Origin of the sequence: Bacillus sp. FSL M7-0791, assembly GCF_038627085.1 — a bacterium.
Classification (GTDB): Bacteria; Bacillota; Bacilli; order Bacillales; family Bacillaceae; genus Bacillus; species Bacillus safensis.
Genome location: NZ_CP152022.1, coordinates 34,573 through 47,972, shown reverse-complemented (window position 1 = coordinate 47,972; position 13,400 = coordinate 34,573). Strand labels below are relative to the sequence as shown.

Here is a 13,400-nt window from a genome sequence, read left to right as displayed (position 1 = left end):
TTCGAAAAAAACGACAAACCCGTCGACATTTTGTCGAATATTGTCGTATGAAATCTATTTCCAGATTTACAATTGGCTAAATTAGGGCAAAAGTCTTGTTAATCTGATCTCGTCATTTCTTATATTTTCATAGGAAAAGCCTACAAAATCCTTATACACCAGTAGTTTCAAGGTCTTTTGACTTTAAGAGTCATATTTTACAAACAATAGTAAACAAAATGATTGACGATTTATGGAAACCTTGTTATGCTAGGAATGTAAGGAATTTGTCGAATAATGACGAAGATAATATTATTTTAAGAATAAGAACTTTTTGGGAGGAGAATGAAGATGAAATCTACAGGTATTGTACGTAAAGTTGACGAATTAGGACGCGTGGTGATTCCAATCGAACTTCGCCGTACGCTAGGAATCGCTGAAAAAGACGCTTTGGAAATTTATGTTGATGATGAAAAAATTATCTTAAAAAAATATAAACCAAACATGACTTGCCAAGTAACAGGTGAAGTATCAGACGATAACCTTAAACTTGCTAATGGTAAATTAGTTCTTAGCCGTGAAGGTGCAGAGCAAATCATTAACGAAATCCAAAACCAACTTCAATCACAAAAATAAGGTTCATATAAAAAAGGTTCTTGCACCGTTTGCAAGAACCTTTCTTTATTGTTCAATATGATAAGCATCGTATATCGTGCGCTTTGGTACACCACGTTCGACAGCTGTACGTTTAATGGCTTCCTTCGACGTTAATCCTTCCTCTATGTAATGGATCACATGTTCTTTTTCAGATAAGGACGTCCACCAAGCATCTTCATTCAGCTCTTCTTCAGCTTGATCATTTCCTTGTACCACAAGACAGAACTCACCTCGAATTTGATTCTCCGCAGCCCATGTCAACACAGATTCTAAATCCCCACGAATAAACTCTTCGAATTTTTTCGTCAGTTCTCTCGTAATTGCGATGTTCCGATTCCCCCACACTTCCTTCATTAAAGTCAGCGTTTCTTTTAACCGATGGGGCGCTTCATAGAAAATGATCGTTTCTTGACGTTTCTTCAAGGCTTCAAGCTGCTTTTTCTTTTCTTTTTTCTGACGGTCGAGAAAACCATAAAAGAAAAATGGCTGAGGCGCGATTCCTGATGCAATGAGTGCTGTTAGTGCAGCATTTGCGCCAGGTAACGGAATGACATAGCCTCCAATGCTAGTAAAATCTCGAACCACTTCAGCCCCTGGATCTGATATCGTTGGTAAACCGGCATCACTCACAAGTGCGATACTTTTCCCTTCTTTTAGCCATTCGATTAACTTGTGGCCGCTGCTGTCTTTATTATGTTCATGATAACTGGTTAAGGGTGTATCAATTTCGTATACATGACAAAGCTTTTTCGTTTGCCTTGTATCTTCTGCGGCAATATAGTCTACATCTTTTAATGTTTGTATCGCTCGGAATGTCATATCTTCTAGATTTCCGATCGGGGTTGGGACAAGATAAAGAATACCCATGCCAGATTGACCATCAAAGCTTTTCTGTGTCTTTTTCATGTGCCGCCTCCTTTTCCATTCGCATTTCTTCTATATAAATATCTTTCTTTTTCCGCGTCCACGTTTTGAAACGATATTCTTGCTGCATGGCTTCTCTTTTGGTTGCAAAACATTCATGATAAAAAAGCTCAACCGGCCGTCTCGCTCTTGTATACTTTGCTCCCTTTCCACTATTATGGGTTATCAGTCTTTTTTGTAAATCATTTGTATAACCCGCATACAGGCTGCCATCTGCACATTTTAATACATAGAAATAATGATTATGCTTCTCCATACAGTATCGTCCTGATTTCATCTGTATACTCCTGATCTTCCCCATAAACAAAAAGAGGCGGAAGAATTTTCAGATCTGGTTTTCCATCTTTTATGCCCTCTACCAAGATGGTATTGGCTTCTTTCCCTTGTTTGGGATAAACAAATTGAATTCGTTTCGGCTCAATTCGGTATTTTTTCATTAATTCAACAATCTCAAGCAGCCTTCCTGGTCGATGAACCATCGCCAGTTTCCCCCCTTGCTTTAGCAGCGTGGAAGAAACACGAATAACATCCTCTAATGTACAATGAATTTCATGCCGTGCAATCGCCAAATATTCATTTTCATTGATTTCATCCTTAGAGGGTGTTTTAAAATATGGCGGGTTACATGTAATCACATCAACTTTATGGTTGCCGTAGCGTTCCGGCATATCATTCAAATCACCATGAATCAATTCGATCTGGTGCGCAAGTTGATTATACTCCACACTTCTTTTTGCCATATCAAACAGCCGTTCTTGAATTTCAACACCCGTAATCGATGCCTTAGAACGAGTTGAAAGCAGCAATGGCACGATGCCATTTCCGGTACAAAGATCAATGATCTCTCCTTTTTGGATTGGCACATACGCAAATTTAGCTAATAACACCGCGTCCAATGAAAAGGCAAACACAGTTTTACTTTGAATAATCTTCATATCTTCGGCGAGCAGGTAATCTAAACGTTCATCTTCTCTTAACGAAACCATGATGTATCCTTTCTTTTCCTGTGAAAAAGGCTCCCGATTCAGCGGAAGCCTTTTCTCATTTTTTATTTAAAAATGACAGACAGAACAAACAGTCTCCCTCTTTACGAATGCTCCCATAATGTACATTACAAATATGGAAGCCCTCCTGATATAACCGGGCCAGGTTATCATGACCTTCTCCTATATCAGAATGACTTGGCTTCTGGGCAGAATCATTCTCTGCCTCAGACGATTTGTCTCGATCGGACTGATCCAGACGTTCACGCAAGTGCTGATTCTCCATTTGCAGCTGATGATTTTCTTCAATCACTTCACCGATATGATTTTTCAAATCACCTAACTGGCGATAAAGAGAACCGATTTGTTCTTCTAAATTAATCACCGTATCAAATAGTTCCTTTTTATCCAAGGTGGCACACCTCGTTACTCAGTTGTTTGTGCAGATACAACGCCTTCTTGTAATAATTCTTCCCATGTATATTCTATCACTTTTTCTTGCCCGGTTAATTCAACTTGCAAAATTCGTTCTAAAATATTGAGCCCTACTACCTTTGCAGAGCCATTAGACGTCTGAATCGTTTCGCCGATATCCGGTAATTGTTCTTTCGCTGTTTCATACTCATCATTCTCATATTTCAAGCAGCACATCAAACGTCCGCATAGGCCTGAAATTTTTGTCGGATTTAACGACAAGTTTTGATCCTTTGCCATCTTAATCGACACTGGTTCAAAGTCTCCTAAGAATGTCGAACAGCAAAGCATTCGCCCGCAAGGACCAATGCCGCCAAGCATTTTTGCCTCGTCTCTTACACCAATCTGGCGAAGTTCAATTCTCGTTTTGAAGATTGATGCAAGATCCTTCACTAGCTCACGGAAATCAACTCTGCCATCTGCTGTGAAGTAGAAGATGACCTTGTTTCGGTCAAATGTAAATTCAACATCAACCAATTTCATTTCCAGCCCATGTTCACTTACTTTCTGAAGACATGTATCAAAGGCTGTCATCGCTGCTTCTTTGTTTTCCTCAACGATGAGCCGGTCACGTTCGTCTGCTACACGAATGACTTTACGCAGAGGGAGAACCACATCGTGTTCATCTACTTTTTTGTTGGCGATGACCACTTGTCCGTACTCAACCCCTCTAACCGTTTCTACAATAACACAACTATCATTTTCTATATGAAATCCATTAGGATCGAAATAATAGATTTTGCCCGCTTTTTTAAAGCGAACACCAATTACGTTGTACAAGCTTATCCCTCCTGCAACATCAACACCAATTGCTCCATCAGCCCTTGGGCATTCACGTTGGATTGAAGTCTCTTTTTCGCTTCTAATACAGCAAGGATCTGGTTGGTCACCATCTGCTGTGTGGAATGCAGCGCATGCTGCTTCATTGTCTGGAATAAGTCTTGATAAATGACTTTATCTTCATTTCCTATTTGAATCGACAATACATCACGATATATAAATAAAAGCATATCCAGACCTGTTTCTTGAAGGTCTTTCTCTTTGAAAAAAGGCATCCATTGATCCTGTATATAAAAAAATGCATGTTCTTTTCGCTGGTGTAAGACTTCATACAATTTTATCACTTTCGCTCTAGACTCTGCAAACTGATCATTTCGACTTAATTCGAGTGCTTCTGCTAAATTATTGGTTAAATTCGACAAAAGCCTTGCGAGATGCTGAGATACGCCTTCTTGTAAAAGCTGCTGCTCTAAGGATTGTGGCTGCAGCGGCTGAAAGCTGAGCATCTGACATCTTGAAATAATCGTATCCAGCATTTTATGCGATTGCTCAGTGATTAAAACCGCCATCGTTTCCCGATTAGGCTCCTCTAGGAACTTCAATAAACTGTTCGCGGCATTGACCGTCATTTTGTCCGCATGAAGAATAATATACATTTTCCGGTGAGATTCTACACCTGCTTTTGTAAATTCCTCTTGCAATGCCTGCACTTGCGCCTTTTTAATTGATTGGCCATCGGGCTGCACAAGATGTAAATCGGGATGGTTTCCTGATGCAATCCTTTTGCAGTTTTGACAGGATTCACATGGTTTCACTCCTGATTCCAAACAAAAAAAGCTCTTAGCCAAAAGCATCGCTGCATCCAGTTTTCCGGTTCCTTTTTTTCCTTCGAATAAGTAGGCGTGCGCAAGTCGGTCTTTATCAATACTATTAAAAATCAGCCGCATGACGCGCGGCTGCAAATCATTCATGTCATCCCAGCTAATTGCCATGTTATCACTCTCTATGTGTAAAGGTTAATCAATAAACCTTTTATTTCTCCAATACGTTCAAGCAAATCAATAGATGGTTTCTCTTGATCCATCATTTCCTCGGTTAATTCAATCAGCTTTTCATCTAAGGCTTTGACCAAAGCAAGTGTACGTGTGTTGCCATAAATGTCAAAGCTCCTTGATGTTTCTATATTTAGTCCATTATCGACTGTCTCTTTCACAAAGCGCTTCACCAGACCTTTAAACCTAGCCAAATCCTTTAGGTTTCGTGACTTTGCGAGCTTTTTTCCGAACACTTCGATATCACTCAGCATGACCGTCAGCTGTTCTAAGCGCAGTTTGCCGCTTTGCGTCTCCATCGAAGCTTTAAAGGAGGCAGATGTTTGGCTTCCTTTCATCGCTTGAAGTTCACGCTTTTCTAAACGCAGCCGCATATCTTGATTAATTTTCACAGCAACCCATCCTTAAAATTGATGAAATTGTTCAACTGGCAGAATAAAAACAGTAGCTCCGCCAACTTCAACCTCAACAGGGTATGGTACGTATGAATCTGCATTTCCGCCCATTGGGGAGACAGGCGCGATCATTTGATCACGTTTACGGCAATTTTCTTTTATAAGCTGTAATGCTTTATCCACCCGGACATCATCACAACCAATAATAAAAGTCGTATTCCCAGACTTTAAAAACCCACCAGTTGAAGCTAATTTTGTCACGCCGAAATGATGTTCAGTCAATATTTTCAACAACTTGCTGCTATCTTGGTCCTGTACAACGGCAACAATTAATTTCATTTGATTGGCCTCCTTTATTTTAGGCACAGATGACATGCCGATGTCTTCCTCTATATTATAACAACGATTGGGAATTAGGTCATATTTGATTTTGCTTTAATGTGTCCTGAATCAATTGAAGGACTTCTTCATAGACAGCCTGCATCGGCTGAGACGCATCCACTACACGGAATCGTTCTGGCGATTGTGCAATAAGCAGTTCATAGCCTTCTCTGACAAGCTGGTGGAAATTCAGCGTCTCCATGTCTAATCGATTCTTTTCTCTTCCCTGGTTGGCATTAATTCGCTTTAGCCCTTCCTCAGGTGTAATTGAAAAATAAATGGTCATTTGCGGCATCGTGCCATTGATAGCAAAGTCGTTAATTGACTTTACTTCTTCAATCCCAAGCCCTCTCGCATAGCCTTGATAAGCAAGGGAGCTATCGACAAAACGATCACATAAAACCGTCTGCCCGCGCTGTAATGCCGGTTCTACCTTCTCAGCCAAATGCTGCCTTCTTGCGGCTGCATACAGCAAAGCTTCTGTTTTCGCATCCATTTTTGTGTTTTTTTCATTTAAAATGACTTCACGAATCTGCTCTGCAATGTCAATGCCGCCAGGCTCACGTGTCGCCATCACTGCATATCCTTGGCGTTCCATTTCTTCATACACTTTTCGAATCACTGTCGTTTTTCCAGCACCCTCTGGCCCTTCAAACGTAATAAACATACCGCTCATAGTGTCTCCTCTTCTATATAAACATATAATTTTCTCTGATGAATCACCTGACTGGCTTGAACATGAACCTGATGTCCAAGCAAACGGCTTAAAGCCGCAATCTGATCGATTTCAATACGCTCTCCCTTAACGATCAAAGGAATACCCGGTGGATATGGAATAACCGATTCTGCACTAACCCGTCCTGCTGCATGTTCAAATGGGACGGCTTCTATATCCTGTCTATGCTCCTCGTTGTCATCAGCCAGCGATTCTCTTTGGAAATGATCTTTTCCTTTGAGCAATGAATTGCTTTGATTAAGGGCCTGCTCTATCCGTTTAAAAGGGATATCCTTCTTCTGTTCTAAACCAAAGACAAGTAAAACCTGATGTTCGTCCGCAAGCTCTGGGTGAACCTCCACTGATTCAAGTACTCGTTTTAGTTCATAACCAGTCAGCCCTTTTGTTGATCGAATCACACATTTTAATGGATCGTTAGAAAGCAATTCAGACTCGACCACTTCAAGCTGAGGTATAAGGTTGAACTCATTTTTCAGCTCTGCCAGCCCTTTCATGATTCCATCCAAGATCTCTTTTTTCTTGATCTCCTCGACATAAGCTCTTGCCACATCTAATGAGGCCATAATTGGATAGGATGGAGAACTGCTTTGAAGCATCGTGAGGAATGTTTTCAAACGTTTAGCATCCATTCGCCCTCCCTGTAGATGAAGGTAGGATCCCATCGTCATGGCCGGAAGGGTTTTATGTGCTGATTGTACCACCACGTCAGCTCCATAGGAAAGAGCAGATGGAGGAAAAGCGCCGCCTAATACAAAATGTGCCCCATGTGCCTCATCAACTAAAACGATCATGCCTGCTTCGTGGCACATGTCAATCAGCTTTGATAAATCAGCTGCATGTCCGTAGTAGTTTGGATAAGTCAAAACGATCGCCCTGCAATTAGGATGTTTGGCAATGGCTTTTTTGACTGTTTCATCCGTCACATGTGTTGGAACATGCAGGTGTGGATCTACCTCAGCTTCTACCATAATAGGCGTGGCTCCTGCAAGCTCAATCGCATGGTAAATAGACTTATGACAATTTCGCTGGACGAAAATCTCATCTCCCACACGACAGGATGCCATCACCATCGCTAAATTTCCGACAGTTGTCCCATTTACAAGGAAAAAGCTTTGATCTGATCCATATAGCTTTGCCAATAAATGTTCAGCCTCTTGAATCACACCAGTTGGATGATGGAGATCATCTAACCCTTCAAGCTCTGTTACATCCAGCTGAAGAATTGAGTCATAATAAGTCCGTGCCTCATCAAAAAAGACATCTCCATTGTGATGTCCTGGAACGTGGAAAGAATAAGGTTTCTTTTCCGCATGTTGTGCTAATGCTGTATATAAAGGTGTTTTCAAACAAATCGACCCTTTTCACTTTAACGATATCTTATGTCTATTATAACGTTCATACAAGGGAACCGAAAGATGGATTCTCATTCCTTTATTGGCTGGTGATTTGCCAGCTGCTGTTCTGCCTCATACATGCTGTTTTTCAATTGGGCTCGCTCTTGGCTTCCATGCTCTTTCACCTGTAACGTTTGCTGTAAGGTTTCAGCTAATTGGCGTTGAACCTTTTTCAACGTATCTATAGGTGCAAAAGCTGCCTCTTCAAGAAGCTCCCCCTGCTGCTTTGATACCTTTTCATATGTTTTTTGGATTCGATTCTCAAGAGCTGAATTGGCACGCTGTTGAATATGCGTTAATGCAATCGACATTTGGTTGATCCATAGAGGAATAGATGCAGAAACTGTTGATTGAATGTGATTGGCCAATGTATGATTCGTATGCTGGATCATTCGAATTTGGGCATTACATTGCAACGCAATTTGCCGGCTTAGCAGCAAATCATATTTCCGTTCTTTCAACCTCTCCATATATTCTTCTGCATTGACTTCCTGACTCATCAATTGCTCCTCTATAGTCCGATTACCAATCTGCTCCGCTTCTAATATGATCTGCTTCTCTAAAGTGGTCATTTTCGCTTCAACTGCTGCAACCTGCAGCGTCATCTCTTGAAAAAAAGTTTGATTTTCTTCAAATAAACGCTCTAATAACATATGATCCGAAATTAATCCGCCTTTTGCGTAACGAAGCCTTGCTGATAATCTCTCGATCTGTGATTTTGCATGTTGGAAACGCGATATGATTTCCTGAGTAGAACGCTTCTCCCGCCGAAATAACTTCGAAAAAAAGCCCTGCTTCTTTGGCAGTAAGTCCTCCGGTTCTACTACATGCAGCTGGTGCAAAAAGGCCTCAAGCACGTCTCCTATTTGATCGATATCTTTTTTCTCAACATATTTCATCATTTGTTGTGATTGTTCCAATAATCGTTCCTGCACACGTGTACCATAGAAAAGCAGCTTTTGCGGATTGTCAGGGATCTGCTCAGCACGCTGTATGGCTTCTTGTTTCTCCTCATCAGATAAGGTATCAAACACCTGAAACTGAAGATCTGTAGTGGAAGCAGATGCTGTTAGGATGTGATCTTCTGGTTTCATTACGTTTGACTCCTTTCATTATTTCTTTATCATTTTATCTGCCACTTCAAGCTCAATATGAAGGGCTTCTATGTCTCTTCCTAATACTTGCTGCAAATCATTCGTCAATTGCTTTTGCAGTTCTGTCAGCGTCACTCGAGTTTGACTGAGTGTCATTTCCAGCTCATGACTGCGATCAGGCTGGTTATACAATAGTGCATATTTTTCAGTTAGTTCAACGACAGAATCCAAGCTTTCAAAATAAAAACGCTGTGCATCATAAAACCGGGTCGGCTCTTTTTTTGTAATCGTATAGATTCGTCGTGCAAGTCGGAGAATTTCATAATTATGTTTGATCGTCTGTACGTTCTTCACAGCAAATAAAGCCTTCTTTAAACGTACGAGCTTTTGTCCTGCTTCTTTTAAATGCTGTTTGATATATACATAATCACTACGAGATAGTCCGTGTTTCTTTAAAAACAACTGGAAAGCAATCCATCTGCTCCCTGCAAACATCACGCCCCACCCCATCATCGCATACAGTATCGATAATCCAACATGATGATGGAAAACCCCAATACTGACGGTTAAAATCACAAGCGAAAAAAAAGTAGAGAGGATGGCCCATATAAATGTATAAAAGATTGATTTCATGTTCATCGACTCCTATGAATAATCAGGCTCTCTGTTTATCTTATTATTAATTACGGATGATGTCCAAACTAAGTTCCAAAAAACAGGCCCAATCCTCCATAGCTCATAAAAAAAGACCATCTAATGGTCTATGAATACAAAGGCGGCGTATGAAGATTTTTTAGCTTTCTAACATAATCGGCATAGCTAGGATCCGAGGTCGATGTAGAAATTAACTTTCTCTCACATTCTCGGCACAAAAACTGATGATATAAATAAATTCCCTTTGTTTTTTTCTCTTCACAAATCAAACAAATCGCTTCTCGCTCTTTTTTGCTCATTGTGACACCTCCACTTATAGCTTCAGTATGCCCTAGCGCTTTCAATTGTATACAAAATTAAGAATGTTTTAGATGGTAGTTTAGTATATGTATCCATGTCAGATCGAGTGTTTGTTCCTTTTCTTAAAAAACAAAAAAGACCAGTTCCGACTGGAACTGATCTTTATAAAAGCTTGGCGGCGTCCTACTCTCACAGGGGGAAACCCCCAACTACCATCGGCGCTGAAGAGCTTAACTTCCGTGTTCGGTATGGGAACGGGTGTGACCTCTTCGCTATCGCCACCAAACCTGATGGAGAGAATGTTCTCTCAAAACTAGATAACAATGTTCATGCTTCACATTAGAATATAGGTTAAGTCCTCGATCTATTAGTATCTGTCAGCTCCACGTGTCACCACGCTTCCACCTCAGACCTATCAACCTGATCATCTTTCAGGGATCTTACTTCCTTGCGGAATGGGAAATCTCATCTTGAGGGGGGCTTCATGCTTAGATGCTTTCAGCACTTATCCCGTCCGCACATAGCTACCCAGCGATGCCCTTGGCAGAACAACTGGTACACCAGCGGTGCGTCCATCCCGGTCCTCTCGTACTAAGGACAGCTCCTCTCAAATTTCCTGCGCCCGCGACGGATAGGGACCGAACTGTCTCACGACGTTCTGAACCCAGCTCGCGTACCGCTTTAATGGGCGAACAGCCCAACCCTTGGGACCGACTACAGCCCCAGGATGCGATGAGCCGACATCGAGGTGCCAAACCTCCCCGTCGATGTGGACTCTTGGGGGAGATAAGCCTGTTATCCCCGGGGTAGCTTTTATCCGTTGAGCGATGGCCCTTCCATGCGGAACCACCGGATCACTAAGCCCGACTTTCGTCCCTGCTCGACTTGTAGGTCTCGCAGTCAAGCTCCCTTGTGCCTTTACACTCTGCGAATGATTTCCAACCATTCTGAGGGAACCTTTGGGCGCCTCCGTTACATTTTAGGAGGCGACCGCCCCAGTCAAACTGCCCACCTGACACTGTCTCCCTGCCCGATAAGGGCAGCGGGTTAGAAGGTCAATACAGCCAGGGTAGTATCCCACCGATGCCTCCACCGAAGCTAGCGCTCCGGTTTCCAAGGCTCCTACCTATCCTGTACAAGCTGTACCAACATTCAATATCAGGCTGCAGTAAAGCTCCACGGGGTCTTTCCGTCCTGTCGCGGGTAACCTGCATCTTCACAGGTACTATAATTTCACCGAGTCTCTCGTTGAGACAGTGCCCAGATCGTTGCGCCTTTCGTGCGGGTCGGAACTTACCCGACAAGGAATTTCGCTACCTTAGGACCGTTATAGTTACGGCCGCCGTTTACTGGGGCTTCAATTCGCACCTTCGCTTACGCTAAGCGCTCCTCTTAACCTTCCAGCACCGGGCAGGCGTCAGCCCCTATACTTCGCCTTACGGCTTCGCAGAGACCTGTGTTTTTGCTAAACAGTCGCCTGGGCCTATTCACTGCGGCTTCTCGGGGCTTTAACACCCTAAGAAGCACCCCTTCTCCCGAAGTTACGGGGTCATTTTGCCGAGTTCCTTAACGAGAGTTCTCTCGATCACCTTAGGATTCTCTCCTCGCCTACCTGTGTCGGTTTGCGGTACGGGCACCTCTCACCTCGCTAGAGGCTTTTCTTGGCAGTGTGGAATCAGGAACTTCGCTACTAAATTTCGCTCGCCATCACAGCTCAGCCTTTATGGGAAACGGATTTGCCTATTTCCCAGCCTAACTGCTTGGACGCGGATATCCAATACCGCGCTTACCCTATCCTCCTGCGTCCCCCCATTGCTCAAATGGTGAGGAGGTGGTACAGGAATATCAACCTGTTGTCCATCGCCTACGCCTTTCGGCCTCGGCTTAGGTCCCGACTAACCCTGAGCGGACGAGCCTTCCTCAGGAAACCTTAGGCATTCGGTGGACGGGATTCTCACCCGTCTTTCGCTACTCATACCGGCATTCTCACTTCTAAGCGCTCCACCAGTCCTTCCGGTCTGGCTTCACAGCCCTTAGAACGCTCTCCTACCACTGTTCGTAAGAACAGTCCGCAGCTTCGGTGATACGTTTAGCCCCGGTACATTTTCGGCGCAGAGTCACTCGACCAGTGAGCTATTACGCACTCTTTAAATGGTGGCTGCTTCTAAGCCAACATCCTGGTTGTCTAAGCAACTCCACATCCTTTTCCACTTAACGTATACTTTGGGACCTTAGCTGGCGGTCTGGGCTGTTTCCCTTTCGACTACGGATCTTATCACTCGCAGTCTGACTCCCAAGGATAAGTCATCGGCATTCGGAGTTTGACTGAATTCGGTAACCCGGTAGGGGCCCCTAGTCCAATCAGTGCTCTACCTCCGAGACTCTTACCTTGAGGCTAGCCCTAAAGCTATTTCGGAGAGAACCAGCTATCTCCAGGTTCGATTGGCATTTCACCCCTACCCACACCTCATCCCCGCACTTTTCAACGTGCGTGGGTTCGGGCCTCCATTCAGTGTTACCTGAACTTCACCCTGGACATGGGTAGATCACCTGGTTTCGGGTCTACGACCACGTACTCATGCGCCCTATTCAGACTCGCTTTCGCTGCGGCTCCGCATCTTCTGCTTAACCTTGCACGGGATCGTAACTCGCCGGTTCATTCTACAAAAGGCACGCCATCACCCGTTAACGGGCTCTGACTACTTGTAGGCACACGGTTTCAGGATCTATTTCACTCCCCTTCCGGGGTGCTTTTCACCTTTCCCTCACGGTACTGGTTCACTATCGGTCACTAGGGAGTATTTAGCCTTGGGAGATGGTCCTCCCGGATTCCGACGGAATTTCACGTGTTCCGCCGTACTCAGGATCCACTCTGGAGAGAACAACATTTCAGTTACAGGGCTGTTACCTTCTTTGGCGGGCCTTTCCAGACCTCTTCGCTTATATCATTCCTTTGTAACTCCGTATAGAGTGTCCTACAACCCCAAGAGGCAAGCCTCTTGGTTTGGGCTGTTCCCGTTTCGCTCGCCGCTACTCAGGGAATCGCATTTGCTTTCTCTTCCTCCGGGTACTTAGATGTTTCAGTTCCCCGGGTATGCCTTCTCATACTCTATGTATTCAAGTATGGATACTACTCCATTACGAGCAGTGGGTTTCCCCATTCGGAAATCTCCGGATCAAAGCTTGCTTACAGCTCCCCGAAGCATATCGGTGTTCGTCCCGTCCTTCATCGGCTCCTAGTGCCAAGGCATCCACCGTGCGCCCTTTCTAACTTAACCATTTCTTACTTTAGAAAGAATCACTATGTGTGATGAACTTTGCATTGCATTCAATGTGAATGTATTACTTATTGTTATCTAGTTTTCAAAGAACACGTTGGTGGAGCCTAGCGGGATCGAACCGCTGACCTCCTGCGTGCAAGGCAGGCGCTCTCCCAGCTGAGCTAAGGCCCCAATTTAATAGAAGATGGTGGGCCTGAGTGGACTCGAACCACCGACCTCACGCTTATCAGGCGTGCGCTCTAACCAGCTGAGCTACAGGCCCATCTTTCATATCGAAGATATGATGTTGTAGGATCTTTTGCAAGTTCCTTCAAAA

At 43.6% G+C, this 13,400-nt stretch carries 14 protein-coding genes, 2 tRNA genes and 2 rRNA genes; 1 reads left to right on the top strand and 17 read right to left on the bottom strand.

The window, feature by feature from the left end; translation table 11 throughout:
* Positions 1-324 precede the first annotated feature (324 nt).
* Entirely contained in the window at positions 325-615 is a 291-nt protein-coding gene (locus MHI08_RS00255) for an AbrB/MazE/SpoVT family DNA-binding domain-containing protein (RefSeq protein WP_087975202.1), read from the top strand.
* Between the two features lie 45 nt (positions 616-660).
* Here the strand turns inward: MHI08_RS00255 and rsmI are convergent, their stop codons facing one another.
* The 17 genes from rsmI to MHI08_RS00170 all read right to left on the bottom strand — a co-directional run bounded on the left by rsmI (position 661) and on the right by MHI08_RS00170 (position 13,346).
* Positions 661-1,542: a 16S rRNA (cytidine(1402)-2'-O)-methyltransferase gene (gene rsmI, locus MHI08_RS00250; RefSeq protein WP_172881266.1), complete on the bottom strand. Its 882-nt coding sequence runs from the start codon at positions 1,540-1,542 to the stop codon at positions 661-663.
* Positions 1,517-1,816 (bottom strand): GIY-YIG nuclease family protein, encoded by a 300-nt coding sequence (locus MHI08_RS00245; protein ID WP_024425631.1) that lies wholly within the window; start codon positions 1,814-1,816, stop codon positions 1,517-1,519. The genes rsmI and MHI08_RS00245 overlap by 26 nt, the downstream gene beginning before the upstream one ends.
* The gene (locus tag MHI08_RS00240) at positions 1,803-2,546 is read right to left on the bottom strand and encodes a tRNA1(Val) (adenine(37)-N6)-methyltransferase (RefSeq protein WP_024427205.1); all 744 of its coding nucleotides are present in this window, start codon (positions 2,544-2,546) and stop codon (positions 1,803-1,805) included. The genes MHI08_RS00245 and MHI08_RS00240 overlap by 14 nt, the downstream gene beginning before the upstream one ends.
* Before the next feature lie 55 nt (positions 2,547-2,601).
* Positions 2,602-2,955, bottom strand: a complete 354-nt coding sequence (gene yabA, locus MHI08_RS00235) for a DNA replication initiation control protein YabA (RefSeq protein ID WP_024425629.1) — start codon at positions 2,953-2,955, stop codon at positions 2,602-2,604.
* A 14-nt stretch (positions 2,956-2,969) separates the two neighbouring features.
* Complete coding sequence (locus MHI08_RS00230; RefSeq protein WP_024425628.1) at positions 2,970-3,797, bottom strand: stage 0 sporulation family protein; 828 nt, start codon at positions 3,795-3,797, stop codon at positions 2,970-2,972.
* Between the two features lie 2 nt (positions 3,798-3,799).
* Complete coding sequence (gene holB / locus MHI08_RS00225) at positions 3,800-4,789, bottom strand: DNA polymerase III subunit delta' (protein WP_163115673.1); 990 nt, start codon at positions 4,787-4,789, stop codon at positions 3,800-3,802.
* Positions 4,790-4,800: 11 nt separating this feature from the next.
* Complete coding sequence (locus tag MHI08_RS00220; RefSeq protein ID WP_024425626.1) at positions 4,801-5,241, bottom strand: YaaR family protein; 441 nt, start codon at positions 5,239-5,241, stop codon at positions 4,801-4,803.
* A gap of 12 nt (positions 5,242-5,253) precedes the next feature.
* Positions 5,254-5,583, bottom strand: a complete 330-nt coding sequence (locus MHI08_RS00215; protein ID WP_024425625.1) for a cyclic-di-AMP receptor — start codon at positions 5,581-5,583, stop codon at positions 5,254-5,256.
* A 79-nt stretch (positions 5,584-5,662) separates the two neighbouring features.
* Positions 5,663-6,301 carry a dTMP kinase gene (gene tmk / locus MHI08_RS00210; RefSeq protein ID WP_025093510.1) on the bottom strand — a complete coding sequence of 213 codons (639 nt, stop codon included), beginning with the start codon at positions 6,299-6,301 and terminating at the stop codon, positions 5,663-5,665.
* Complete coding sequence (locus MHI08_RS00205; protein WP_163115672.1) at positions 6,298-7,707, bottom strand: aminotransferase class I/II-fold pyridoxal phosphate-dependent enzyme; 1,410 nt, start codon at positions 7,705-7,707, stop codon at positions 6,298-6,300. The genes tmk and MHI08_RS00205 overlap by 4 nt, the downstream gene beginning before the upstream one ends.
* A 77-nt stretch (positions 7,708-7,784) precedes the next feature.
* Positions 7,785-8,849 (bottom strand): toxic anion resistance protein, encoded by a 1,065-nt coding sequence (locus MHI08_RS00200; protein WP_342499882.1) that lies wholly within the window; start codon positions 8,847-8,849, stop codon positions 7,785-7,787.
* An 18-nt stretch (positions 8,850-8,867) separates the two neighbouring features.
* Entirely contained in the window at positions 8,868-9,482 is a 615-nt protein-coding gene (locus MHI08_RS00195; protein WP_034624452.1) for a 5-bromo-4-chloroindolyl phosphate hydrolysis family protein, read from the bottom strand.
* A 128-nt stretch (positions 9,483-9,610) separates the two neighbouring features.
* Entirely contained in the window at positions 9,611-9,802 is a 192-nt protein-coding gene (locus MHI08_RS00190) for a sigma factor G inhibitor Gin (protein ID WP_024425620.1), read from the bottom strand.
* A 171-nt stretch (positions 9,803-9,973) separates the two neighbouring features.
* Positions 9,974-10,089: ribosomal RNA gene (gene rrf, locus MHI08_RS00185) — 5S ribosomal RNA — on the bottom strand.
* A 61-nt stretch (positions 10,090-10,150) separates the two neighbouring features.
* Positions 10,151-13,081: ribosomal RNA gene (locus MHI08_RS00180) — 23S ribosomal RNA — on the bottom strand.
* A 98-nt stretch (positions 13,082-13,179) separates the two neighbouring features.
* Positions 13,180-13,255, bottom strand: a tRNA-Ala gene (locus MHI08_RS00175).
* A gap of 14 nt (positions 13,256-13,269) precedes the next feature.
* Positions 13,270-13,346: transfer RNA gene (locus tag MHI08_RS00170), tRNA-Ile, on the bottom strand.
* Positions 13,347-13,400 lie beyond the last annotated feature (54 nt).